General features: G+C 61.6%; 20 protein-coding genes. 9 read left to right on the top strand and 11 right to left on the bottom strand.

Features of this window, described 5'->3' with window-relative positions; translation table 11 throughout:
* Positions 1-3: 3 nt before the first annotated feature.
* Both K3146_RS09035 and K3146_RS09040 read right to left on the bottom strand, forming a co-directional pair.
* Complete coding sequence (locus K3146_RS09035; protein ID WP_221545976.1) at positions 4-507, bottom strand: DUF192 domain-containing protein; 504 nt, start codon at positions 505-507, stop codon at positions 4-6.
* On the bottom strand, positions 483-1,061 hold the full coding sequence (locus K3146_RS09040) for a regulatory protein RecX (protein WP_221545977.1): 579 nt from the start codon (positions 1,059-1,061) through the stop codon (positions 483-485). The genes K3146_RS09035 and K3146_RS09040 overlap by 25 nt, the downstream gene beginning before the upstream one ends.
* 129 nt (positions 1,062-1,190) lie before the next feature.
* Here K3146_RS09040 and K3146_RS09045 point away from each other — a divergent pair, with 129 nt between their 5' ends.
* The 7 genes from K3146_RS09045 to K3146_RS09075 all read left to right on the top strand — a co-directional run bounded on the left by K3146_RS09045 (position 1,191) and on the right by K3146_RS09075 (position 9,326).
* Positions 1,191-2,930 carry a fatty acyl-AMP ligase gene (locus K3146_RS09045; protein ID WP_221545978.1) on the top strand — a complete coding sequence of 580 codons (1,740 nt, stop codon included), beginning with the start codon at positions 1,191-1,193 and terminating at the stop codon, positions 2,928-2,930.
* 4 nt (positions 2,931-2,934) lie between these two features.
* Positions 2,935-3,636, top strand: coding sequence for a hypothetical protein (locus tag K3146_RS09050; RefSeq protein WP_221545979.1), 702 nt, complete (start codon positions 2,935-2,937; stop codon positions 3,634-3,636).
* Between the two features lie 109 nt (positions 3,637-3,745).
* The gene (locus K3146_RS09055; protein WP_221545980.1) at positions 3,746-4,996 is read left to right on the top strand and encodes a toxic anion resistance protein; all 1,251 of its coding nucleotides are present in this window, start codon (positions 3,746-3,748) and stop codon (positions 4,994-4,996) included.
* Between the two features lie 4 nt (positions 4,997-5,000).
* Positions 5,001-5,759 (top strand): hypothetical protein, encoded by a 759-nt coding sequence (locus tag K3146_RS09060; protein WP_221545981.1) that lies wholly within the window; start codon positions 5,001-5,003, stop codon positions 5,757-5,759.
* Positions 5,759-6,061, top strand: coding sequence for a polyhydroxyalkanoic acid system family protein (locus K3146_RS09065; RefSeq protein ID WP_221545982.1), 303 nt, complete (start codon positions 5,759-5,761; stop codon positions 6,059-6,061). The genes K3146_RS09060 and K3146_RS09065 overlap by 1 nt, the downstream gene beginning before the upstream one ends.
* A 230-nt stretch (positions 6,062-6,291) precedes the next feature.
* Complete coding sequence (locus K3146_RS09070) at positions 6,292-6,771, top strand: heme oxygenase-like domain-containing protein (RefSeq protein ID WP_221545983.1); 480 nt, start codon at positions 6,292-6,294, stop codon at positions 6,769-6,771.
* Positions 6,768-9,326 (top strand): HWE histidine kinase domain-containing protein, encoded by a 2,559-nt coding sequence (locus K3146_RS09075; RefSeq protein WP_221545984.1) that lies wholly within the window; start codon positions 6,768-6,770, stop codon positions 9,324-9,326. Before K3146_RS09070 ends, K3146_RS09075 begins: the two co-directional genes overlap by 4 nt.
* A gap of 3 nt (positions 9,327-9,329) precedes the next feature.
* Here K3146_RS09075 and K3146_RS09080 read toward each other — a convergent pair whose 3' ends face one another.
* The 3 genes from K3146_RS09080 to K3146_RS09090 are packed head-to-tail and all read right to left on the bottom strand — an operon-like array spanning position 9,330 to position 11,810.
* Positions 9,330-10,121 (bottom strand): class I mannose-6-phosphate isomerase, encoded by a 792-nt coding sequence (locus tag K3146_RS09080; RefSeq protein ID WP_247711180.1) that lies wholly within the window; start codon positions 10,119-10,121, stop codon positions 9,330-9,332.
* A complete protein-coding gene (locus K3146_RS09085; RefSeq protein WP_221546487.1) occupies positions 10,118-11,140 on the bottom strand; it encodes a mannose-1-phosphate guanylyltransferase in 1,023 nt (340 codons plus the stop codon). The genes K3146_RS09080 and K3146_RS09085 overlap by 4 nt, the downstream gene beginning before the upstream one ends.
* 43 nt (positions 11,141-11,183) lie before the next feature.
* Positions 11,184-11,810 carry a TonB family protein gene (locus tag K3146_RS09090; RefSeq protein ID WP_247711182.1) on the bottom strand — a complete coding sequence of 209 codons (627 nt, stop codon included), beginning with the start codon at positions 11,808-11,810 and terminating at the stop codon, positions 11,184-11,186.
* Positions 11,811-11,992: 182 nt separating this feature from the next.
* On the opposite strand from K3146_RS09090, the gene K3146_RS09095 reads away from it, so the two are divergent.
* On the top strand, positions 11,993-14,785 hold the full coding sequence (locus K3146_RS09095; RefSeq protein WP_221545986.1) for an ATP-binding protein: 2,793 nt from the start codon (positions 11,993-11,995) through the stop codon (positions 14,783-14,785).
* 79 nt (positions 14,786-14,864) lie between these two features.
* Here K3146_RS09095 and K3146_RS09100 read toward each other — a convergent pair whose 3' ends face one another.
* From K3146_RS09100 to K3146_RS09110, 3 genes are all read right to left on the bottom strand, one after another.
* A complete protein-coding gene (locus K3146_RS09100; RefSeq protein WP_221545987.1) occupies positions 14,865-18,101 on the bottom strand; it encodes a TonB-dependent receptor in 3,237 nt (1,078 codons plus the stop codon).
* Positions 18,102-18,355: 254 nt separating this feature from the next.
* Positions 18,356-19,297: an isopenicillin N synthase family dioxygenase gene (locus K3146_RS09105; protein ID WP_221545988.1), complete on the bottom strand. Its 942-nt coding sequence runs from the start codon at positions 19,295-19,297 to the stop codon at positions 18,356-18,358.
* Positions 19,298-19,310: 13 nt separating this feature from the next.
* Positions 19,311-20,654 (bottom strand): NupC/NupG family nucleoside CNT transporter, encoded by a 1,344-nt coding sequence (locus K3146_RS09110; protein WP_221545989.1) that lies wholly within the window; start codon positions 20,652-20,654, stop codon positions 19,311-19,313.
* A gap of 152 nt (positions 20,655-20,806) precedes the next feature.
* On the opposite strand from K3146_RS09110, the gene K3146_RS09115 reads away from it, so the two are divergent.
* Positions 20,807-21,499, top strand: a complete 693-nt coding sequence (locus tag K3146_RS09115; RefSeq protein WP_221545990.1) for a queuosine precursor transporter — start codon at positions 20,807-20,809, stop codon at positions 21,497-21,499.
* Here K3146_RS09115 and K3146_RS09120 read toward each other — a convergent pair.
* The 3 genes from K3146_RS09120 to K3146_RS09130 are packed head-to-tail and all read right to left on the bottom strand — an operon-like array spanning position 21,496 to position 24,445.
* On the bottom strand, positions 21,496-22,011 hold the full coding sequence (locus K3146_RS09120; RefSeq protein WP_221545991.1) for a DUF421 domain-containing protein: 516 nt from the start codon (positions 22,009-22,011) through the stop codon (positions 21,496-21,498). The two genes, K3146_RS09115 and K3146_RS09120, sit on opposite strands and share 4 nt — an antisense overlap.
* Positions 22,012-22,043: 32 nt before the next feature.
* A complete protein-coding gene (locus K3146_RS09125) occupies positions 22,044-23,033 on the bottom strand; it encodes a radical SAM protein (RefSeq protein WP_221545992.1) in 990 nt (329 codons plus the stop codon).
* Positions 23,030-24,445: a dihydrolipoyl dehydrogenase family protein gene (locus K3146_RS09130; protein WP_221545993.1), complete on the bottom strand. Its 1,416-nt coding sequence runs from the start codon at positions 24,443-24,445 to the stop codon at positions 23,030-23,032. The genes K3146_RS09125 and K3146_RS09130 overlap by 4 nt, the downstream gene beginning before the upstream one ends.
* Positions 24,446-24,511: the final 66 nt, after the last annotated feature.

Consider the following 24,511-nt stretch of genomic DNA (forward strand, 5'->3'; position numbering starts at 1 on the left):
CACCTACCAGCTAACCAGATCACCCGGTTCGATACCAAGTTCTTCAGCGCGCCCCCCAGCGATTTCGAGCACCCCGCTGGTGGAGCCGACCGAATAGACCGATTCGAGCGAATAGGGTTCGGTCATGGCAGCGATATTGAGGATACGACCGTCGACCCCGATGAAAATGATATCGAGCGGGATCGGTGTGTTCTTCATGTAGAAGCTGCGCGCAGTGGGCGTTTCGCTGGGAAAGATCATCGCCTCGTCGGGGCCCAGTTCGGTGCGGAACATCAGCCCGCGCGCCTGTTCCTCGCGGCTGGCCGCCACTTCGGCGCGAAAGACGTGGCGTGCTTCGCCGGTATCGACGGTGACTGGGATGATTTCGAGACCCGAAACCGGGTGGGTCGTCGCCTCGCTTGCATCCTCGGTCGGAGCGGTCGCCCTATCAGCGCCCGCCTGGGGCGAGCAGGCAGCGAGCGCGGCTCCAAGCAGTCCCGCAATCAGTCTCGTGCTTCGGCGACCCATTCTTCCAGCTCCGTTTCGGTTTTCGCCTCGACAGCGCGCCGGGCGTGGTCGAAGGAATGGCCCGCCCGCACGATCGCCGCAAGCTGCTTCTCGCGCGCCTTGTGTGCCGCGTCGGGGCTTTCCCCTCGGGGCACGATGCGAAACGGGCCGAAGCGCCGGCGGCGGACATAGGATAGCACGGCCTCGCGCGCCTGCGCCTCGTCGGGCGAATTGGCCTGCCGCACGTCCTCCGCCAGCCCGTCTGCCCGCAGTGTTTGCTCCACCCTTCGGGCGCCATATCCACGGGCCAGCAATCCGCTCGCCTTCATCCGGGCATAGGCCGCGTCGTCGACATAGTTCTTCTCGGCAAACCGGGTTACCAAACCAGCGATATCGGGCTCGCTATCGCCGTCCCAGCCTCGTTCACGCAGCTTACGCCTGAGGTAGGATTCGAGCTTGCCCGACGATGTCGCGAACCGGGCGACATAATGCAGTGCGAGGTCGTTCAGACGCGTGCGGTCGAGCGGTTTTGGCGTGCGACGAGTGCGCCGGCGTGTTGCATGACCATCAGTCATCGGCCATATTCGTGCCACAAACCTTATCGAATGGGAAAGATGGATTAAGCACTGCCAGTGGGAGGGCAGTGCTTAATCGCATGAGGGTCGCCAACAAGGCATTGATTTCAAAAGGTTACAAGAGAAAATATGACCGACGCCGTTTTGACGCCGACGCCGAACGATTGCGATCTGCCTCGCCGCAGGTCGGATTTCGCGACCTTCAATGACGCCATCGATTACGCTGCCCGCAGCAAAAAGGGGCTCAATTTCCACGATATGCGCGGCAATCTCGCGCGTCCCTATCCCTATTCCGAGATGCGCGCCGATGCGCTGCAGCTGGCTTACAAGCTCAATGCCTCGGGAATCGGGAAGGATGATCGCATCGCGCTGGTCGCCGAAACCAGCCCGGAATTCGCGGCCATGTTCTGCGCCTGCGTCTATGCCGGTGCATGGCCAGTCCCGCTTCCCCTGCCTACCACGTTTGGCGGCAAGGAAAGCTATATCGACCAGCTCTCGGTCCAGCTGCAGAGCAGCGATCCCAAGATGCTGCTCTACCCGAGTGACATCGCCGAAATGGCCAAGGCCGCGGCAGACAAGCAGGGCTGCGAGGGAATAACCTGGGAAGACTTCGCAGCGCGCGATGGCGAAGAGTGTGAGCTGCCCGAAGCGAAGCCCGACGACATCAGCTACCTGCAGTATTCCTCGGGCTCTACGCGCTTCCCTACCGGTGTCGCCGTTACTCACGAGGCGCTGCTTCACAATTTGCGCGGCCATGCGATGGCAACCGACATCGGCCCAAATGATCGCGTGGTGAGCTGGCTGCCGTGGTATCACGACATGGGCCTCGTCGGCTGCTTCCTTTCGCTCATCGCGAACCAGGTCAGTGCCGATCTCATCCGTACCGAACACTTCGCACGCCGCCCGCTTGCCTGGCTCGACCTCATCAGCCGCAACCAGGGCAATTCGCTCAGCTATTCGCCGACATTCGGCTACGACATTTGCGCACGTCGCATCTCAAGCCAGAGCCACGTGTCGGAACGCTTCGACCTGTCGCGCTGGCGCACGGCGGGCAATGGCGCCGACATGATCCGGCCCGACGTGATGCAGAATTTCGTAAACGCCTTTGCCGAGGCGGGCTTCAAGGCCAGCGCCTTCACGCCTAGCTACGGCCTTGCCGAAGCAACCCTCGCCGTCACCGTGATGCCCCCAGGCGAAGGCATCCGCGTCGAGCTGGTCGAGGAAGAGCGCCTGTCGGGCCGCCCACGCGATATCTCCAAGCCCGCGCGTTATCGCGCCATCGTCAATTGCGGAAAGGCCCTACCGGGCATGGAAGTCGAAATCCGCGGCGAAAGCGGCGATGCAAGGGGCGATCACCAGATCGGCAAGGTATGGTGCCGCGGCAAGAGCGTCATGCACTCGTATTTCCGTAATGAGGAGGCGACGAACGAATGCCTCGTCGACGGCTGGCTCGACACAGGCGACATGGGCTATCTCGCCGATGGCTATTTGTTCATCGTCGGCCGTGCGAAGGACATGATCATCATCAACGGCAAGAACCTCTGGCCGCAGGATATCGAATGGGCGGTCGAGCAACTGCCCGGCTTCAATCACGGCGACATCGCAGCCTTCTCGGTCGACACGCCCGATGGTGAGGAAGCGCCTGCGGTGCTGGTCCATTGCCGCGTTTCGGAGCCCGAAGAACGCCTCAAGCTGCGCGACCAGATCGCCGACAAGGTTCGCGGCGTTACCGGCATGAGCTGCGTGGTCGAACTCGTGCCTCCGCGCACACTGCCGCGCACGAGTTCTGGCAAGCTCAGCCGCGCGAAGGCCAAGAGGCTCTACCTCTCGGGCGAAATCCGGCCGATCGAACTCGAGATGGCCGCCTGACCGAATGGACCGCAGGATAGGGCACCGCTTCTATCTTGCTACGGGGATTTACGTCTTCGTCCTCGGTGCGGTCGGCTTCGCACGCAATTTCTACCTGCGTCCCTTCGGATCGGAGCCGCTTGCCGACGCGGGTCCAATCTATGCCGGATCAATCCTTCACGGGCTCGTCTGCACCGCCTGGATGGCTCTCGCTGTCTGGCAGCCATGGCTGGTCATGCGAGGCAAGACCGCCCTTCACCGCAAGACAGGACGCTGGGGTGCGGTAGTTGCAATCCTGCTGATCGTAACCGGCCTGGTTGTGACATGGAGCCAGGCGGTTCGCTTTGCCGCTACGGGAGAGACGCCCGGTTTCGTCATCGTGCCATTGGGAACGCTGGCAATGTTTGCGCTGGCCTTCGGGCTAGCGATTCATTTTCGCAAGCGCCCCGAGTATCATAAACGCTGGATAGTTGTGGCCCATTGCACATTGTTGGCTCCGCCCGCGGCCCGTGCCCTGGTAACTTTCGAAATCCCGCCTGTTCCCCTGATCATCTTGCTGATCAGCTTTCCGCTGCTTGTGGGATTGCTACTCGATATCTGGAAACGGCGCGCCGTACCGTGGATTTACCTGATTGGTATCTTCCTGGTCGTGGTTGTCGGAGGCGTCAGGCAACAGATGGTCAACGAACCCGCCTGGATTGTACTGGTAGAGCGCGTTCTGACCTAGGCGTCTCTTCCGCATTCTCGCGGTCCTGATATGCCGTTGCGACTTGCAACGCCTGTCTTAGATACCTAATACAGAAGATAAGGTTCTCACGGAGGTCTGCTGAAATATCATGAGTGACGAAACGCCCAAGGCCGAAGCTGCGCCCGCACCTGCGAAGGCTGCGCCCACCACCACGGCGGCCCCGCCCGAATTCGACCTCACCCCGCCCGATCCGGTTCCTGCCGTTGCGCCCGAAAAGGCCGCGGGCCTGGTGCCCGTTTCGGAAGAGGTGAAGAGCAAGCTGGAAAGCAAGGTCGACGGTTTCGTCGAGGACCTAATTGCGCAGGATGCCAATTCGCCGGAGTTCGGCAAGAAGGTCGACCAGCTGACCAATATGGGCCGCAAGGAAATCATGGCGGCGGCGGGCATGTCGAACCGCTTCCTCGACCGTCCCGTGCGCGCGATGGACAAGGATGAGGGCGTCGGTGCCAACCTTGCCGAACTGCGCCGCGTGGTGGAAGACCTCGATCCGGGCAAGCGCGGCAAGCTGTCGGGCACGCGCAAGATCCTCGGCATCATTCCCTTCGGGAACAAGCTAACGAACTATTTCCGCAGCTACCAGAGCGCGCAGACCCACATCCAGTCGATCCTCGGCAATCTTGCCAGCGGCAAGGACGAGCTGATCATGGACAATGCCGCGATCGACGTCGAACGGCAGAAGCTGTGGGAGGCGATGGGCAATCTGGAACAGATGATTCACATCTCGAACACACTCGACGGCAAGCTGGAAGAGAAGGCCGCCGAACTCGATGCGACCGATCCGGCCAAGGCCAAGGCCGTGCGCGAGACGGCGCTGTTCTACGTCCGCCAGCGCACGCAGGACCTGCTCACCCAGATGGCGGTGAGCGTGCAGGGCTATCTCGCTCTCGATCTCGTCAAGAAGAACAATGTCGAGCTGGTAAAGGGCGTCGACCGAGCCAGCACCACCACCGTTGGCGCACTGCGCACCGCTGTGACCGTGGCCGAGGCAATGACAAACCAGCGCCTCGTGCTGGGCCAGATCACCGCTCTGAACGACACCACCGCCGGCATCATCGACAGCACAAGCACCATGCTGCGCGACCAGACGGGCAAGATCCACGAGCAGGCCGCCGCCAGCACGATCCCGCTGGAGACGCTGCAGCGTGCTTTCCAGAACATCTACGACACCATGGACGAAGTCGACGCATTCAAAGTCCGTGCGCTGGAAAGCATGAAGCAGACGGTCACCGTGCTGTCCGACGAGGTGGAGAAGTCCAAGGGTTATATCGCCCGCGCCGAAGGCCAGGCACAGGCCCAGAAGCAGGTCGCCGAAAGCAGCCTGCTGAGCATCGAGGGCTAGGACATTGGGCGACCTCACCCGCGACAGCGACCGGATCATGGACGAGGCGCGCCGCGTACGCGACGACAATCGCACTGGCGGACGTCACCGCCGCGAGGGCTCGATCGGAGCGGGCTCCGCCAAGATCAAGCAGGGCCTGTGGATCAAGCGTATCCGCAATATCGTGATCGCGCTGTTCGGCATCTGGGTTGCCACTGGCGTCGCCGGCCTGATCCTCAACGGGATCGGCTTTGCGGGCGTGATGGCGCTGATTGTCGCAAGCGTCATCGCCGTGGCCGTGCTTGGCAATTATCCCAAGCTCAAGACCCCGCGCCGCGAGAGCTTGAACAAGGGCAATGTCCAGCAGATGGTCGGCCGCACCGAACTATGGCTCGAAAGCCAGCGGCCTGCCTTGCCCCCGCCCGCTGCCAAGATCGTGAGCGACATGGGCGTACAGCTCGACGCGCTCGGCCTGCAGCTGGAAGGCGTGGACCAGAACCATCCCAAGGCGCGCGAGGTGCGCAGCCTCGTGGGCGAGCAACTGCCCGGCATGATCGATAGCTATCGCAAGATTCCGTCCCACCTGCGCAGCGAGCAAAGAGCAGGTGCGACGCCCGACGAGCAGCTGACCGACAGCCTTGGCAAGATCAGCAGCGAAATCGATTCGATCACTCGCCAGCTCGCCGAAGGGTCGCTCGATGACCTCGCGATCAAGCACCGTTACCTCGATTACAAATTCGGAGAAGGTGCACAGACCGCTCCCGAACTGGAGAACAAGAGCTGATGCGTGTCCCCCTGCCCCACAACCTCGGCAAGGAAGAAGTCCGCCGCCGCCTGCGCGAACGCAGCCACGAGATCGGCGATGCGATCCCCGGCGGCATGGCCCAGGTCACGACCAGCTGGCCCAACGAGGACTGCATGGCGCTCGGCATCGATGCCATGGGCAATCGGATCGGCGCGCAGGTACTGATCGAGGAAACGCAGGTGATTTTCGAGGTCGATCTGCCCGCGGCCCTGTCTTTCGTCGAGCCGATGATCGCGGGTGCGATCCGCAAGAAGGGCCAGAAGTTGCTCGAAGCCAAGTAAGGCGTTTCGCGCGCGGCCAGCCTTCCCCCCGGGCGACACAGGTTTTTTCTATTGCCGCGGAACCATATTGCGGTTCAAGCGCTTAGGATAACGCAAAAAAATCGGGTTTCGTTCGGACGCAGCCAGCTGGACCCGACCCTTGAACATGCAATGCCAGGATGGGGGTCCGGGAATTGAGAGAGCAGTTGAGGCAGGCGACCGCGCTAACTCACTCGCGCATGGACGAAGCCGTGGGCCAATGGCCTCTGTCATCGAACCGCGACTACGCGGCTTTCCTGATGGCACAGTTCGAGGCACGGTCCTGCCTCGATGCAGCATTTCGCCGGCAGCCCCCTGCGATGATCGAGGCTCCACCAGCCCAGACCAGCCTGATCGCCCATGACCTCGGCGAACTCGGATTTGCTGCACCAACGGTTTCCCGCGATTTCTCGCTCGATGATCCCTACGCCGCATTGGGCGCCGCATGGGCCATCTCCGGCTCCTCGCTCGGCAATCGCACTCTCCTCGTCCGGCGCCGCAAGGCCGGGCTATCAGGCGCGGAGCGGTTTCTCTCCGATTCCTGCCTCCCAAGCTATTTTCGAGAGTTGCTAAGCGTACTCGCTCGACCGCATCGCCCTGAGGAATTGGCGGCGGCTGTCACTGGAGCAGAGGCCGCTTTCAACATCTTCGAAGAGGCATTCGCCCAACCACACATGGAAGCAGCCGCATGAACGGGCAGGAAACCCAAGTAGACCTGTCCAACTGCGATCGCGAACCGATCCACCAATTGGGGAAAATCCAGGGCTTCGGCGCTCTGATCGCGGTCAATGCAGACTGGTTCGTTTCCTTGAAATCGGCGAATCTTGAGGCAATGCTCGGCCTGGAGGACGAACTTGAAATTGGTTCACGACTGTCCGACGCAATGGATCGTCCGGCACTTGAGCGGTTGCGCAGCAACACCGCATCGCTAACCGACACAGATCAGATCGAACGTCTGTTTGGCCTCGATCTGACAGGCAGCGGCAAGCTTTTCGATTGCGCTATCCATTGCAGCGGCAACTATACCATCATCGAGCTAGAGCCTCACGCAGCCGGTGACGTAAATCGCCAGATAGCCCTGCTGCGTCCGATCATGGCAAGGCTGGACGGGCTGGAGGATACCGTTGACCTTTTATCGCAGGCGGCAAGACAGCTGCGTGCATCGCTCGATATCGATCGGGTGATGGTCTATCGCTTTCACGAGGATCTGTCCGGCGAAGTCGTTGCCGAAGCCCGGCGCGACGATCTCGAGGCCTTCCATGGCCTGCGCTATCCCAAGAGCGACATTCCTGCCCAGGCGCGCGAGCTCTACAAGCGCAATCGCTTCCGCATCATCAGCGATGTGAATGAGGAACCGGTTGCGATTGAACCGGGCCAGACGCCCGAGGGCGAACCGCTTGACCTTTCGATGAGTACTCTGCGCGCGGTTTCGCCGATCCACATCGAGTACCTGAAAAACATGGGTGTGGGTGCATCGCTGTCGATCTCGATTGTGATCAACGGAAAGCTGTGGGGCCTTTTCGCCTGCCATCACTATTCGTCCAAGATCCTGCCCTATTCGCAGCGCACGGCTGCTGAGCTATTCTCGGAGCTGTTCTCGCTGATGCTCGAGCGTTCGCTTTCGCGCGAGCGTGCGCAATTGCGCGAGGCGGGGCAGGTCGTTCACAACCGACTGATGCGCGACATCGCTGCGGGCACGCCGCTCTCCGAAAGCCTGCCGCTGCTGACCCCGGTCATCCAGCAGGTCATCCCGCACGACGGCTCCAGCGTCTTCATCGAGGACATCTACGACCAGAACGGTGCCGCGCCCAACGAAGAAGAATTTCGCGCCATCGTGCCGATGCTCAACAGCGCGGCGACCAGTCGTATTCTTGCCAGCGATGCGATTGCCGAACGGGCACCCAAGGCAGAACGCTTCGCCGACCGCGCAGTCGGCGCGCTGGTCATCCCGATCTCGCGCACACCACGTGATTATCTCGTGCTGTGGCGGCGTGGGCTGACCCAGACCGTGACCTGGGCCGGGAACCCGGAAAAGCCGGTCGAATATGGCCCCAATGGCGCGCGGCTGACACCGCGCAAGAGCTTCGAGGCCTGGCAGAAATCGGTCGAGGGCAGGAGTTCCCCATGGACCGAAGGCGAGTTGCAAGTGGCGGACGGTCTGCGCGTAACCCTGCTCGAAATCATCCTTCGCCTCACGGACGATGCGGTCAAGGAGCGCGCGAAGTCGCAGGCGCAGCAGGAATTGCTCATTGCCGAGCTCAACCACCGCGTTCGCAATATCCTCAACCTGATCCGCGGGCTGATCAGCCAGTCCAAACGTGAAGCGGGCTCCATCGAGGAGTTTTCGGATATCGTCGGCGGGCGCATCACCTCGCTTGCTGCCGCGCATGACAACATTACCAAGGGCAATTGGGCGGCTGCTCCGCTGCGCACCCTTATCGATAGTGAAGCGCAGGCCTATCTCGACAACAAGCGCGACCGCGTTTCGGTCGAAGGGCCGGAAGTCCTTGTGGCGCCCGAAGCCTACACGGTGCTCGCCCTCGTGATCCACGAGATGGTGACGAACTCCGCCAAGTATGGCTCGCTTTCCGACAGTTCCGGCCAGCTCGATATCGAGATCGAGCGCGACAACGATCATTCGCTACGCCTCAGCTGGCGAGAAAGCGGAGGCCCTCCAGTGAAGGCGCCCACGCGACGCGGCTTCGGCTCCACCATCATCGAGCGCTCGATCCCGTTCGAGCTCGAAGGCGAAGCGGACGTGGACTACAAATTGTCGGGATTGCACGCACGCTTCTCCATTCCTGCCCGCTTCATCGAATGGCGCAGTGCAGGTGGCAGCGATGGTGAAGAGCCCAACGGCAAGGTCACCCGGCGGGATCCGCCTCCCGGCGACCTGCCCGGTTCCGTCCTCTTGGTCGAAGACAGCATGATCATTGCGCTCGATACCGAGGATTGCCTCAAGGAACTCGGCGTCCGGCAAGTGATCACGGAAAGCACGGTTGCAGGGGCACTTGCATCGCTTGAGAGGCAGTCACCGGAACTCGCGATCCTCGACTACAATCTCGGCAATGAGAGCAGCGAGAAGGTGGCTGTGGCGCTGTCGAAGAAGGGCATCCCCTTCTGGCTGGCGACCGGCTATGGCGAAATGGCAGACCGGCTCGATGAGATCGGCGCGCAAGGCATGCTGACCAAGCCCTATGGACGCGACGATCTGGTCTCAATCCTTGGGAGCGCGAAAGAGAGCTGAGCCTCAGCAGGCCGCGATCAAGAGACAGCGACCGCACTGCGAGAAGTCGACGTCGCCAAGCTCGCTGGCCCAGCCCGAAGCTCCTGCACTCACCGTCTCACCGCCAATCCGGCATGCACCCGACAAGGGCAGCACCTGTACTGCACCTTCCATCGCAGTCGAGGGCATCCCGACGCTGTGCACCAACCGGAAATACGGACCGTCGACGAGCACCGTCTCCGCACCGGCATCTACCTTCTGTAGTAGCCGGTCGGGATATGGTCCCCCGTCAATCGAACGCATGGCATCGTCGAGATGCAGGTCCCGATCGCGCCCGTAATCGTACAGGCGGTAGGTGATGTCGCTGTTCTGCTGGATTTCGACCAGCGTGAGCCCCGGCCCGATCGCGTGCACCGTCCCCGATGGCACATAGAGGAAATCGTTCTCCTTGACCTCGCGCCAGTCGAGCATGTCCTCGATCGACCCATCTAGCGCCGCCGCGCGAATGTCTTCCGGACTGAATTCCTCGCGAAAGCCGATCGCCAGTGTTGCCCCAGGTTTGGCTTCGGTGATCAGCCAGCACTCGTCCTTACCCACACCGGTCGGACTATTCTCCGGTAACGGATGGATCTGGACCGACAGACGCTCTCCAGTGAAGAGATACTTTGCGAGCACACTCTTCAGTTCTTCCGGCGGATCGAACCAGACTTCCCCGATCTGCGCGCCATCGCCCCGGTCGAATGATTGCGGCAGATCGCAGCGTCCCCAGGGTTTGACGAGCCGCGTCTCGGTCAGGATGCCGGGTCCCGCCATCATTGGCCGCCTTCGCTGAGTTTGGAGACTTGCTGCACGGCGTCGCGTGAAACGACGAGAACTTCGCCATCCTCGACGACGACGATGACATTTTCCAATCCTACCACGGATATCCGCGGTCCGTCGGACTGGGTCATGACACCTGAGGAACCGAGCAAGCGCGCATCCGTCCCGCAGACGTTGCCCTGCGCGTCGGCTTGGCGTGCTGACATCAGCGCATCCCAGTTGCCGATGTCCGACCAGCCCATTTCGGCAGCCACGACCGCCGCGTGGTCGGTATTCTCCATGATGGCGTAATCGACGCTTTCGCCTTGGCTCGCTTCAAATGGCTGCGCGGCGGGATAGAAACGCGGACCCTCTTCCGATCCTTGGCGGACGGCCTCGCGGACTGCGTCCGCCATCTCGGGACGGTACCGGGCCAACTCCTCGAGAAAGGTCCCGGCCCTGAAGGCGAATATGCCCGCGTTCCAAACGAAGCCGCCATCGGCGAGGAACTCCCTAGCCCGCTCCAGATCGGGCTTTTCGACGAAACGTGCGACCCGGTGGCCCGGGCCGAGCGCCTCGCCGCGCTGGATATAGCCATAGCCTGTTTCCGGCCGCGTCGGCTCGATGCCGATCGAAACCAGCCAGCCCTCGCCTGCCAGCTCGGCCGCTCGTCCCGCGGCCGCGGCAAAACTGCTCTCATCGGCAATGTAATGGTCGCTTGGGCAGACCAGCATTACGGCCTCGGGATCGAGCCGGGCCGCTGCCAGCGCAATGGCCGGGGCGGTATTCCGCGCTGCCGGTTCGACGATAAGACGATGGTCACCGGCCTGCTGGGAAATGAAATCGACATGGCCTTCGCCAGCCACGACCAGGGGCGAAGCGAAGCGTCCCGGATCGGCCACACGATCGAGCGCCTGCTGGAAGAGCGTGCGTTCACCAATCAGCTTCAGGAACGGCTTGGGCCGCTCATGTGTGCTGATCGGCCACAGCCGCGTCCCGGCCCCGCCGCATAGGATTACCGGTTGTATCAATGAAATAGCCCCAACATTACCCGGTGTTTAACCACAGCAATATTGAATGTCAGTTAAAGAATCTCTGGCGGTAGTAGAATGGGGCAGCCACCGGATTGCCCTGCGCATCGCGGGCCGGTTCGAAGCGGACCTGCTCGTAGGACAGCCGGCAAACCATCGCATCGGTCTCGGGGAAGGGGCTCGGTTCGTAGATCGAACAGGCGGTTACACGGCCCTGCGGGGAAACCATCAGCCTGACGATTACCGATTTCCCGATGCGCGCCTCGCGCCCACCCGGAGGAATGGGGAAGGCGCTTGAATCGGTGATCGAACGCACGAGTACGGGCTTGGTAGCGGCGACACCGCCTTGTCCGCCGCCGCCACGGCCGGCCCCTGTTCCGACTCCGCTGCCCGTCGCGCCTGTCCCGTCCCCGGCCTGGGTCGCACCCGATGTCGTAGCTGCCCCGGTAGAGGCAGCGCGCGGAACTGGTTGATCTTCTTTTACCTGCCTTCTCGGCGTCGGCGCGGTGACGGGTTGCGGGACGGCTTCCTCCCCCGCATCGCCCTGCGCACCTTCGTCCGGTTCCGGCTCGACAACCGGTGTTTCTTCCTCCGGCGCCGTCACTGTCACCGAGAATGCGGAGACGACGGTTCGCTCGACGCTGGCGACCGCATTCGGCGCGAGGCTACGTATCAATGCGTAGAAGATTGCCAAGTGAATCAGGATTATAAGCAGGATAACCCAGGGATTGGGTCGCCGCTTTGTAGAACTGAATTTGGTCGATTCACCCGCCATACCGGCTTCAACGAGGCACAGGGCCTCCGCGTTCCAAGCTCCGCGTCGAAGCTGCCAAACGGAAGGGAGGTGAAAAGCAGGACATGGCCACGCTTTCCCCGATCCTTGACGATGGCTCGGTGCCGGGGATGCGGCCATTGCACGCCGCAGCCCTCGCCCTTTCGGTGTTCCTGACCTTTGGCCTGCTCGCCTATGTCAGTATCGAACTCACGCGCAATTCGGGCCGTATCGCCTCCATCTGGCTACCAAATGCGCTTGCTGTCGCATTCCTGTTGCGAACAAGCCTGGGCTCGGATCGGCTGGTCCTGGCCGCCTGCCTATTGGGCAATCTGGCGGCGAACCTGTTCGTCGGCGATCCGGTTCACTTCGCACTTACGCTTGCTGTCGCGAACTCGGTCGAGGTCATGCTTGCCGTATTTCTGGTCCGGCAGTGGTGCGGAGCCCGGCCAGACATGGCCAATATTGCCGATCTCACGCGCTTCATGCTCGCCGCCTGCGCGATCGCCCCGATCGCGTCGACAGCAATCGCAAGCCTTGCCTTCTTCGAAAGCGCAGGCGGCGGGATCGGCGGCATGATCCGCTGGGCCATGTCCGACGCGCTGAGCATGCTGGTAATCGCCCCCAGCGCGCTGGTTTTCTGGGATGCCTTCACCAACCGGAGGAGGCCGAACCGCTCCGAAATGATCGACTGGATCCTGCTGACGACCTTCGGGACCACGCTGACCTATGTGATTTTCAACCAGTCCACCTACCCGCTTCTGTTTCTGATTCCGCCTGTAGTCGTTGCGCATGCATTCCGGCTGGGCAGCCTTGGCACCGCGTTCTCCGTGCTCAAGGTGGCGCTGATCGCGCTCGTCTTTACCGAACTCGGACGCGGGCCGATCAGCATCCTCTCGCTCGAACCAGGCATGAAGATGCTGCTGCTCGAGGCCTTCCTTGCTTCGGCAACAATCGTGGGAATGCCCGTCGCGGCGATCCTTTCGACACGGGAACGCATGGCCCATGAAGTAGCGCAGGGCAGGCGGCAGCTTGCCTTGCTCGCAAACAACATTACCGATGCCATCCTGCGCTACGATCTCGACGGGCGGTGTACTTACGCATCGCCATCGGTCGCCCGCGTGTTGGGCGAAGCGCCCTCCACCTTTGTCGGCTCCACGACCGCCGAGCGTTCGCATCCGGAATCGCGCGACGCCATCGCCGGAGTGCTTCATCGGCTGGCCACCGGCAAATCCGACACGGAACGCTTCACCTATCGTCGTCTGCTCGACGATGACGAGGGCAAAGCAGTCTATCTCGAGGCAGATTGTGCCATTGCGCGCAATGGGGAGACGGGCAAGCGCGAAGGGATCATCGTGTCCGCGCGCGACGTTACTGTGCGGGTCGAGCTCGAACGGCAGCTCAAGCGTGCCACGCGTCATGCCGAGAATGCAGCACGCGCCAAGGCACAGTTTCTCGCGAACATGAGCCACGAGATCCGCACACCCATGAACGGTGTGCTGGGTTTCGCCGACCTCTTGCGGCAGATGGAGCTGGATCAGACCGCCTCCCGCTATGCCGATATGATCGTTCGTTCGGGCCGGTCGATGATGATGCTGCTCAACGATATCCTCGACATTTCCAAGATCGAGTCCGGCCAGCTGGTCCTCTCGCTCGAAGACTTCGACCTGCGCGAGATGGCGGAAGACTGCGTCAGTCTCCATTTCGCCAGCGCCGAGAGCAAGGGCGTACGCTTGTCGCTTCGCTGCGATCCCGACCTTCCCCGGCGGGCGGTCAGCGATCCGCTGAGGCTGCGCCAGATCATCCTCAACCTGATTGCAAATGCGGTGAAATTTACCGAACAGGGACAGGTAGAGGTCGCGGTCGGGCGCGAGAACGACTGCCTCACGATCGCAGTCGAGGACAGCGGTATCGGTATCGATCCGAGTCGGCTGGAGAGGATCTTCGATCCGTTCATCCAGGAGGAATCGAGCACCACGCGGCGGTTTGGAGGGACGGGCCTCGGCCTGAGCATCTCGCGCCAACTGGCCGACCTCCTCGGCGGCTCGCTTACCGTGGATTCCATGCCGGGCGTGGGTTCGCGCTTCACCTTGCGCGTTCCTCTCGAAGTCGCGGATACCCACCCCGCCAGGAAGCAGGAAGCCAGGGGCAAGGACCCGATCCCCGAGCTCAGGAGCAGGGCCCGCGTCCTGCTTGCTGAAGATCACGACGTGAACCGAATGCTGGTGGTCGCCATGCTCGAACAGCTCGGCCAGACCGTCACCGTGGCGAAAGACGGGCTGGAGGCAGTATCGGCAGTAATCGACGCGCATGGCAGCGAAAATGCGTTCGACCTCGTGCTGATGGATGTGCAGATGCCAGGGTGCGATGGCTATTCCGCGACCCGCATGATCCGCAGATCGGGTATCGGCGAGAAGGAACTGCCGATTGTCGCCCTGACCGCGAATGCCTATCCCGAGGATATCGATGCCGCACACGAGGCGGGAATGCAGGCGCATCTCGCCAAGCCGCTGGTTTTTAGCGAACTGGCCGAAGCCCTTGCGCGGTGGCTGCCCGTGAAGATCGTCGAGGAGGGTGTACTCGAAGCGAAGGGAACCGCGCCCGCTGTTCCCGTCCAGTCGAGCGAAATGCGCGAGCGGTGGAACCTGCGCCGCTCGGAAGCGATCGAGGCTGTTTCGGAAGCGGTACGCAACGATGCCTTCGAAGGCGTCCGGATCGAGCAACTCGCGCGGACCGTCCACAAGCTGGCCGGAACTGCGGGGATGTTCGGCGAAGAGGAACTGGGCCGCAAGGCCGCCGCGCTGGAGCGCGCCTTGCGGGCCGGGGTGGAAGGCGAAGTCCGCCGCAAGCTGGCCGAGGAACTGCTGGCCGCCGCGTGACTATTGCCGGGCTCCGACGCCCGAAAGGAAAAGGGCGGCCCCGAAGGACCGCCCTTTCTGTTATCCAATCCCTGCGGGATTAGAATTCGTAGGTCACGCCGAACTGAATCTGCCAGACCGACGGGAAGGTCGAGAAGCGTTCGGAACCCGGCGAGCGAAAACGCTCGTACACGTAGTTACCGTTGCTATCGATGCTCGTATCGATGATCGGCAGGTTATATTCGAAACCGATCTGCTCCAGCGTATTCCAGCTGCTGTCGATCAGGTTCAGAGCATTCTCGACATCGACGATGAAGCGCAGACGATGGCCCTCAAACGGAGCGGGGACTTCCTGCGAGAAGCGCAGGTCCAGATCCCAATAGTCCGACGAATTGAAGGTGTTACGTCCAACAATTTGTCCGCGATAGTCTTCAAGCCCGCTTTCCGCGAGGAAGGCGTTGAAATCATTCAGTTCGAAACCAGGATCGTAGACGACGCTCGGGTCGTTCACTTCAGGCACGTAAACCAGAACGCGGTCTTCGAAAAGACGCGGGTCACCGAACGGGTTACGAGAACCCGACGAGGTTTCGTAGGTGTAGCTGAAGGGCTGACCGGTGCGATACTTCAGGAAGAACGTGAAGCTCGTCGTCGCATCTTCGAAGAAGTCCTTCTCGAGGTTGAGACGGAACGTCGCATTGTGATCACGCGATGCGTTGGCAGTGCCAGCGACCGGGTTATTGATGTCGATCTTCGAGAAGTTGCCGTAGTTCGAAACCGCACGGCTTGAAGTCAGCGGCTGAATCTCGGTCACATCCTGGTAGCTGTAAGCCAGCGTAACCGAGCCACCGATACCGAGCGGACCTTCGTCCTGGAACCAGCGGTTGCTCAGCGAAGCGCTAATGATGTGGCCACGGCCACCCTTGCCGTTGGTCAGCAGGTAGTCGCTAGTGCCGCGGCTGTCGCAAACCGACGAATCGCCCGGCGTAACCGAACAATCCGGATCGAGGAAATCGACTTGGCGGTAGAGCGGACGCCCGTCAGGCGCTGTGCCGATCTGCGCAAGGGTGAGATCCTGCACGAACAGCGGATCGTAGCTCTTCGAGTAGAGGTAATCGACCATGAAACGCCAACCAAAGTTGAACTCGTGATCGAAACCGATGTTCGCGCGAAGGAACGTCGGGATCTTGAAGTTCGGATCGATCGCGTTGACTTCACCGTCACCCGCGCTGAGCAGCGCCTGCGTACCCGCAGGAGGATTCCGACCGTCGGTAGTAAGCGGAATACTTGCTGCGGCCAGATCGTCCTCATCAATGTCGTCCAGCGCAATACCATTGTTGGTATAGCTGTTCGAGAAGATCACGGACGGGTCACCGCCCGAGAAGATGCCGACTCCACCGCGAATGACCGTGTCACCGGCAAGGCCGAGATCACCCGCATCGTAACGGAAGCCAAGGCGCGGCTGCAGAGCATCCAGATTGTCGAAGCCGACGGTGTTTGTGAAACCATAGCGGTCGAAGAACGTGGTGTTCTCGGTCGGACGGCTGTCGCCATCGTAGAAGTCGTAACGGACACCGAACTGCAACGTCAGGTCGGGTGTCGGAAGCCACTCATCCTGGATGTAAAAGCTATAGATGTCGCGTTTGAACGAAGCAGCCGCATCGTTGATGTCACCGGTCGGCGAACCGCGGAAACGGAACGCCGAAGGCATCTGATTGCGCAGGTCGTCGAAGCTGTCGAACTCGGCGACACCGGTTCCGGACTGCACGAACAGGTTGAATACGTCGAACTGGTCGTACTCAGCACCGATCGTGAAGTTGTGGTTCCCGGCGGTAAGGAAGCCGGCAACCTTGGCCTGCGTGGTGTTGGTACGCAGATCGTTCGCCTGGCGGAACTCGTCCGGACCAAGGAAGATCGTGCCACCACCTGGAGTGGCAACTTCGAATTCCTGGAAATCGACGCCATTCAGACTGTCCTGCTGGTCGCGGTTCTCGATGCGCGAAAGGCGAACTTCCGTCGAGAAATTGTCCGACCAGTCGCTGAACAGTCGCAGCGAGTAGGAGTCGATAGTGTTGCCCGACTGATACCAGTTCGAGCTCAAGCCGATCTCGTCGTCGCGAGCGTCGAGGTTCTGCGTCGTGACGAAATCCTCGCGAGTGCGCTGATAGTTGAACGCAACACGGTGATCGTCAGTGATGTTCGCATCGATACGTGCCAGCCAGCGTTCGGTGCTGCGCGGAATCGTCGGCAGCCACGAACCGGCATCGAAGCCATAGACGCTGTCGAGGATCGAAACGACTTCATCGATGTCGGCCTGAGTGACGTTATCGGCAATACGGCCAACGCCCGAACCCGCAGGGCCAGTGTCGACGCCTTCGCTTCCGTCTTCCTTGTCATAGGTAAGGTGGAAGAACAGGCGGTCCTTGATGATCGGGCCGCCGATGTAAGCACCGTACTTCTTGGTATCGAAAGCACCGATGGTGACGTCTGTATCATTGACGGTGCCGCCAACAAGACTGTCATCCGTGTAGTAGAAGAATGCACCGCCGTGGAACTCGTTGGTACCCGATTTGGTGACGGCATTGATGTTACAACCCGAGAACAGGCCGTACTGAACGTCGAACGGCGCGAATTCGACCGAAACCGACGATAGCGCTTCAAAGGGGAAGGGCTGCGATTCGCTCGGAAAGCCCGAATCGTTGAGGCCGAAGCCGTCGTCCTGGCGGACGCCGTCGACGGTCAGCGAGTTGACGCGGGTCGAGGCGCCGAGACATGACACAGTCCCGCGGTTCGACGAGCTGTCGGGGAAGGTCGAGTCGAGCAGAACGCGCGGATCGTTCTGGATGACATCGCGAATGTCACGCGTTGCCGAAGGCTGGTCTTCGAGAACTGCCAGGCCATAAGACGAACCCGGGCCGAGAGCACGCGGGCTGGTCATGATCGACTGCGCGGTGACCACGATGATGTTTTCCGAGATCTCGGTTTCGGTTGCCGACGCAAGTTCGAAACGAAGCGATGCGGTATCACCGAGCGTGGCGAAGATGCCTTCGACCTGCTCGCCCTGATAGCCCGGAGCGTTGGCAGTGATCGTGAATGGCCCGCCGACTTCCAGGTTGCGGAAGGTGAACGAGCCCGAACCCGAGGTCTGCACGGTCGAAGTACGGCCGGTGCGAGTATCGAGAATAGTTACGGTTCCGCCGGGAACCGGATCGCCGGTTTCGGTGGTAACGACACCCTGCACCGAGGAAGTGACTTCCTGCGCAGCGACAGGAGTAGCCACCATGGCGCCGGTTGCGGTGAGGCTGACAGCGCTGGCCGCCAGGAGATACTTGAACTTCATCGGAGAAGACCCCTTCGTCTCATCGGATAGAAAATGTGAAAGCACTGAAGAATGCGCCGCCGCGCTAGGCGGGCGATGTTTCGCCAAAGCTATCCTTTTGTGACAGAGTCAAGACAAGGAGCCCCCGCGTGTGGAGGGCGAGTCACTCTGCGCAAGAAATCGCTAGGTTTTCCGCCACTTAGCCTTGTTGCAAAAACCACACATGTGGGAAAAAGATTCCCCGGGTGGGGCATATCGCACCGACGAAGCGTGTCTCAGGCGAGATTGATCTCACGCAAACGCTGCAACAGGAATTCATGGCTGGAGATCGGCGCCGGGTGCTCTGCCGGATTCGCAGGATCGATGCAGGAAGGCAGCGTCTCGATCACGTAATCCGGCCGGAAGTGCAGGAAGAACGGCATGGAATAGCGCGCCCTGTAGGCAGCCTCGCCGCGCGGATTGACGACGCGGTGCGTCGTCGAACGCAGCTTGCCGTTGGTCAGCCGATCGAGCATGTCGCCGACATTGATAACCAGCGCGCCCTCCGGCACGTCCACGGCTTTCCACTCGTCCTGCTTGGTCAGCAGTTCGAGACCCGCTTCCTCCGCACCAAGCAGCAGCGTGATCGTGTTGATATCGCCATGGGCGGCAGCACGGATCGCACCTTCGGCTTCCTTGCCCTCCAGCGGCGGGTAGCGCAGCAGGCGCATGACCGAATTGCCATCCTCGACCGTCGGGGCGAAGAAGTTGCGCGGCAGGCCGAGATGGATCGCGATCGCCTCGAGCACACGTCCGCCGGCCGTTTCGAAGGCCGAGTAGAGTTCGCTGAAGGTCGCGCGGAAACCGTCGACCTCGTCCGGCCAGACATTGTCCGCCATGAATTCAGCGAGGGGATGACCTTCGGGCAGCTCGCGACCGACGTGCCAGAACTCCTTCAGGTCATGGACGTTGGCGTCCTTGGCCTTTTCGGTGCCGAAAGGAGTATAGCCACGCGCACCGCCACCGCCGGGAATGTGGTAGGCCTTCTTTACCTCTTCGGGCAGGGCGAAGAATTCCTTAGACAGCTCCTCGGCACGGTCGATCAGCTCCTGCGGAATGCCGTGGTCGCGGATTACGGCGAAGCCATATTCCTGGAAACTGCGGCCGATCTCGTCGGCAATGCTCTCAAGCGGCTGTGCCAGCGACACAACCGCGATATCGGTGTTCGATTCGGTCATAGTGGTGCGCCCTTTAATACGGGAGGAAGATCCCCGCCAGCGCTGCGCTCATCAGGTTGGCGAGACTGCCGGCGGCGAGCGCGCGAATACCCAGCTTTGCGATCACCGGTCTTTGATTTGGCGCAAGGCCGCCGGTGACTGCCATCTGGATGGCGATCGAACTGAAATTGGCGAAGCCGCACAGCGCGAATGTGACGATTGCACGGCTGCGATCGGTCAGCGTACCCGCCTCCATGGCGCCGAGGTCGATGAAGGCAACGAATTCGTTGAGCACGATCTTCGTCCCGAAAAGCCCGCCAGCGAACTGCGCCTGGCTCCAGTCGGAAATCCCGATCATGTACATGACAGGCGCGAACACATAGCCGAGCAGCATCTGGAAGGTCACATCGGGATAGCCGAACAGCCCACCGATACCGCCGAGGATGCCGTTGGCGAGCGCCACAAGCGCGACGAAGACCATGACCATCGCACCAACGGCAACGGCAAGCTTTACGCCGGTCTGCGTACCCTGCGCGGCGGCCTCGATCACATTGGCGGGCTTGTGGCCTTCCTCGAAAGTCTCGGCGACTTCGACTTCATGCGGCTTGCCGCTTTCGGTCAGGGCTGCGGGGCCTTCGGCGCTGATGCGGGCATCGGGCAGCTTGATCTCGTCCTCGGTGCCGGCAAGCTCGGCTGCATCGCGGGCCAGGTCGCTCTCGTCATCGGGCATGATGATCTTGGCCATCAGGATGCCGCCAGGCGCGGACATGAAGGCTGCGGCAAGCAGGAAGGGCACGGCTTCGGAGCCGATGAAGCTGGCATAGGCCGCAAGGATCGTGCCCGCTACGCCTGCCATGCCGACCGCCATCAGCGTGAAGAGCCGGCTTGGCGTCAAGGCGGCGAGATAGGGCCGCACCACCAGCGGGCTTTCCGACTGGCCGACGAAAATGTTGGCCGCGCTGCCCAGCGCCTCGACCTTACTGATCCCGGTAATCCAGCCGATCGCCCCTCCGACCCAGCGCACGAGGCGCTGCATGATGCCCCAGTGATAGAGGATCGAAACGATCGCCGCGAAAAAGACGATCACCGGCAAGGCTGCGATCACGAATGTATTGGTGAATGGGTTCGATCCCATCGGGCCGAACACGGCCTCGATCCCGACCTTGGAGAAGTCGAGCAGAGCAATTACGCCGTTGGACATGCCCTGGATCAGCTGCACACCCCATGGCGTGCGCAGAACAAGGAGCGCCATCACGGCCTGGAGTGCAAAGGCCGCGCCCACTACGCGAAGCTTGATGCGCTTCTTGCCGGTGGAAAGGAGGAAGGCGATCCCCAGGATAGCGAGGATACCGAGAATATTGATGACGACTGGCGGCATGCCGACCCCTTTGGCTGTGCGCTAGTTGCGGATGAAATCAGCCGCTACCTTGCGCGGCGGGCCCGCTTAGTCAATTTTCACGCTCGATTCCAGCTTGGCCTATCACCAGACGATAAGTGGCCACCAAACGATAAGGGGCGCGTATCGCCAGCATGACCGACCAACCGGCCAATGAAACCCGCCTGGCAGCTGCTGCCATGCCTCTCGGACTATTCGTATACACCCTGCTTTATGGCGGGATGACCGTGCTGGCGGGCGTCCTCGCTTACAAGCAGGTGCAGCTTTATCCGACGGACCTTGCAGTCGAGGCGGGGATTTTCGCTTTCCTGCTGCTGGTGGTGATCTCGAGCACGATCGCCCAGCTTTACGGCGAGAAGCTCGCCAACCGGATCGTGTGGTGGGGGTTTGTCCCGCTGCTCATCGCCTCGCTCCTGATGCAGTTGGTGCTCAATCTCCCGGCCTCGACCGAGATGGTCGAATTCCGCTCCGACGACCTGGCTGCATTCGAGCGGGTCCATGCGACATTGTGGCGGATCTGGGCTGCTGGTCCGGCCGCCTACATCGTTTCGCTGCTGCTCAACGTGTGGATCTTCTCGCGCCTACGCGGCTCTTCGGAAGGTGCCTCGACATTCTCACTGATGGTCCGTGGCGCGATCGCTTCTGCACTGAGCCAGGCAATCGATTCCGTGATCTTCATCACGCTCGCCTTCTACGGCCAGTTCGAGATCACCAACCTGCTGATCGGTCAGGTCATCGCCAAGGTCGCTCTCAGTTTCGTGCTCGTACCATTCCTCATCACCGGCGGCGTGGCTTTCGCCAAATGGCTGGACACACGGAAGGGTTAGTCATTTCCGACGTCCTCGATGATGACCTCGTCGAGACTGTCTCCGTGAAGCACCGAGACATCGCCGGTGGTTTCCAGCACTACCGCGCGGACTTGCGCTAGCGACAGAACATTGGCCTCGCGCAGCTTGGCGATCACATCACTGCGCGCCACGCGCGTTTCCTTGAGCACATCCTCGCAGAATTCGCCGTCACGCATTAGGAAAACGGGGCGGTTCTGCATGATTGTCTCGAACCCGTCCGACGATTTGCGCAGGCGTGCGATCAGCCACTGGACCGCGAACAGTCCGAGCATCGCGAGCAGACATTGCCCGAAAGTCGTCCACTTGTCGGTTGTTACCGCAGCGGCGAGGACCGAACCCAGCGCCACCGTCATGACGAAGTCGAAATTGGTCATCTTGGACAGCGAGCGCAGGCCCACAACGCGGATCAGCAGCGTGACCCATGCAAGGCCGATGGCCGAAAGAACAAGGCCGCGCGCGGTAAGGTCGAGCAGGGTGTTTTCGAAGAACATGCCCAGTTAACGGACACTTGGACGATTGGCTCCTAGGCGGAACAGCTCGCCCCGCCCAGCACGCAGAATCGCGCGCAATGCGGATGGTTGAGCGCGACCTCGCGGCTCGCCTCGCTAAGGGTGTCGCCGAGGTCGAAGCCTTGCTCATAGGGTAACAGCGTGCAGGCCACGACGCGTGGGCTATCCTCGCCCTTGCGATGGACCACCATGCGGCTGGTGTTGCACATAACATCGGCAGGCGACTTGCCCAGAATGCCCCAGCAATCGGTGGTGATCTCCGCGATGTCCTTTGCCGCATCCATCTCGGGAAACAGGACGAGCCGCGCAGGATCGTGTGCGTCTATGGTAATGGCTTCGCGCGCAAACAGCGCGGCATAGGCATCGCGCGCCGCCTCTTCGCCCTCTTCGGGCAGGAGGCGACCCGCCACGGCGATCGAGAACCCTTCTCCCGAGAGCCAGCGCAGGCCCTCCATCGCCGGGTTCCAACTGCGCGGACCACGCTCTGCCTCGTGCGCCTCTTGCGAGTGATGGTCGAGGCTGACCCGCAAGGTCAGTTTTGGCCCGTGTATTGCGCGCAATGTGAGAAGCGCGGCCTCATGGCGTCGCATCGGCTTCATCGCATTGGTGAGCACCAGCGCCTCGAACCCCCGGGCCAGCGTGTCTTCGAGCATGGCCAACATGTCGGGATTCATGAAGGGCTCGCCGCCGGTAAACCCGATCTCGCGGGTGCCGAGCCTCTCCGCCTCGTCGAGAAAGCGCGACGCATCTGCTGCACTCAGGTAGACCAGCGCGTCATTGGTCGGGCTGCTCTCGATATAGCAGGTCGCGCAGGCAAGATTGCAAAGCGTACCAGTATTCAGCCACAGCGTTTCAAGCCTAGCGAGCGGCACGCTGGCACGAGCCTCGCCCTTGGCGGTCACCAGTGGATCGCTAAACTTCTCTGGCGGCAGAGGCGCAGCCTCGACTGCAAAGGGAGAGGGACCGGTCGGCGCATTGCGCGTGGCCGCGCGGGTGGCATTCACGAGAAGCGTCTCCGCATGCCCGCAAGGAAACCCGCCCACTTCTTCGGCACCGTACTGAATACGGTCGGCTCCCAAGCCTGGAATGCTGCAGCCTTCGAGATCTCGCTCCGCGTCGGATAGGCGATGATCGCCGAGCCGAGCGCGAAAGTGCTGCTCTTGCCGGTGATCGACTGCGCGAAGGGAAGCAGCAGCTCACCCGCATTTGTGCCGACGATGCTCGCGCCAAGGACTTTCTTGCCCTTCAGCACCAGCTTGAGGTGACCCTTGTCCTTTGCCTCGGCGAGCGACCTCTCATTGTCATGGAAGGTTTCCTTCACCACCGTAACCTTGTCGCCATGCTTCGCGCGCGCCTCCTTCTCGGTCATGCCGATCTGGGCGACTTCGGGGTCGGTGTAGGTGACCCAGGGCAGCGCCGAGTAATCCACCTTGGTCGGCAGGCCGAGCGTGATTTCGAGCGCCACGTTAGAGCCCTCATAGCCCGAAACATGCGTCAGGCGCGGCCCATCGCGGCAATCGCCGATGGCGTAGATGCCCTTGACCGAGGTCCGGCGCCGGTCGTCGGTCTCGATTCCGCCCCTGCCCATCTTCACGCCGATTTCCTCGAGGCCGAAACCCTCGCAATTGGCTTTGCGGCCGGTGGCGATGAGCAGGTGTGATCCGTCGATCTGTTCCTCGCCGACAGTGACGCGGATCGCACCATCCTTCCCCTCGACTTTCTGCGCGAGGCCTTTCACGAAGCGCACGCCTTCGCCCTCGAGCACCTCGCGCACCACGGCAACGCTTTCCGGGTCGTCGCGGCCCATGAGTTCGTCAGGTTCGACGACGGTTACGGCGCTGCCAAGGCGTCGGAAAGCCTGAGCCATCTCCATGCCGATCACACCGCCGCCAACGATCACAAGATGATCGGGCAGCACGTCGAGATCGAACAGGTTTTCATTGGTCAGGTAGGGAACGCTGTCGATCCCCTCGATCGGCGGCACCGCAGCCTTCGATCCCGTGGCAATGACGATGCGCGGCGCGGTCAAAGTGCGCCATCCGACATCGACCGATTGCGGGCCGGTGACCTGCGCCCAATCGCGAAAAACCTCGCAGCCCATCTCTTCGAAACGCTCTTCACTATCGTGCGGCGCGATGGCGGCGATGGCATCGTGGATGTGCTTGTGAACGCCGGTCCATTCGACCTTGGGGGGCTGCAGAGTGATGCCGTAGCGGGTCGTCTCGTTCGCCTCGGCGGCGCGTTTGGCGGCTGCCAGCAGGGCCTTGGATGGTACGCAGCCATCGTTCAGGCACTCGCCGCCCATCTTGCGCGCCTCGATCAGGGCAACATTCAATCCAAAGAGCGCGCAGCCCCCGGCAGCGGTGAGGCCGGCAGCCCCGCCGCCGATCACGATAACGTCATGCGTGAATTTCATCGCTTGCTCCGTAACCCAATTTGCGGGAGATGCGAAAGAAACTCGCATACGCCCTTACCCTTCGCT

Origin of the sequence: Qipengyuania vesicularis (assembly GCF_019711415.1) — a bacterium.
GTDB classification, from domain to species: Bacteria; Pseudomonadota; Alphaproteobacteria; order Sphingomonadales; family Sphingomonadaceae; genus Qipengyuania; species Qipengyuania vesicularis.

Excerpts from the sequence above, each read along its gene's own strand:
- K3146_RS09035 (WP_221545976.1), bottom strand. The coding sequence starts at position 507 with ATGGGTCGCCGAAGCACGAGACTGATTGCGGGACTGCTTGGAGCCGCG.
- K3146_RS09040 (WP_221545977.1), bottom strand. The coding sequence starts at position 1,061 with ATGACTGATGGTCATGCAACACGCCGGCGCACTCGTCGCACGCCAAAA.
- K3146_RS09045 (WP_221545978.1), top strand. The coding sequence starts at position 1,191 with ATGACCGACGCCGTTTTGACGCCGACGCCGAACGATTGCGATCTGCCT.
- K3146_RS09050 (WP_221545979.1), top strand. The coding sequence starts at position 2,935 with ATGGACCGCAGGATAGGGCACCGCTTCTATCTTGCTACGGGGATTTAC.
- K3146_RS09055 (WP_221545980.1), top strand. The coding sequence starts at position 3,746 with ATGAGTGACGAAACGCCCAAGGCCGAAGCTGCGCCCGCACCTGCGAAG.
- K3146_RS09065 (WP_221545982.1), top strand. The coding sequence starts at position 5,759 with ATGCGTGTCCCCCTGCCCCACAACCTCGGCAAGGAAGAAGTCCGCCGC.
- K3146_RS09075 (WP_221545984.1), top strand. The coding sequence starts at position 6,768 with ATGAACGGGCAGGAAACCCAAGTAGACCTGTCCAACTGCGATCGCGAA.
- K3146_RS09080 (WP_247711180.1), bottom strand. The coding sequence starts at position 10,121 with ATGATGGCGGGACCCGGCATCCTGACCGAGACGCGGCTCGTCAAACCC.
- K3146_RS09095 (WP_221545986.1), top strand. The coding sequence starts at position 11,993 with ATGGCCACGCTTTCCCCGATCCTTGACGATGGCTCGGTGCCGGGGATG.
- K3146_RS09100 (WP_221545987.1), bottom strand. The coding sequence starts at position 18,101 with ATGAAGTTCAAGTATCTCCTGGCGGCCAGCGCTGTCAGCCTCACCGCA.
- K3146_RS09105 (WP_221545988.1), bottom strand. The coding sequence starts at position 19,297 with ATGACCGAATCGAACACCGATATCGCGGTTGTGTCGCTGGCACAGCCG.
- K3146_RS09110 (WP_221545989.1), bottom strand. The coding sequence starts at position 20,654 with ATGCCGCCAGTCGTCATCAATATTCTCGGTATCCTCGCTATCCTGGGG.
- K3146_RS09115 (WP_221545990.1), top strand. The coding sequence starts at position 20,807 with ATGACCGACCAACCGGCCAATGAAACCCGCCTGGCAGCTGCTGCCATG.
- K3146_RS09120 (WP_221545991.1), bottom strand. The coding sequence starts at position 22,011 with ATGTTCTTCGAAAACACCCTGCTCGACCTTACCGCGCGCGGCCTTGTT.
- K3146_RS09130 (WP_221545993.1), bottom strand. The coding sequence starts at position 24,445 with ATGAAATTCACGCATGACGTTATCGTGATCGGCGGCGGGGCTGCCGGC.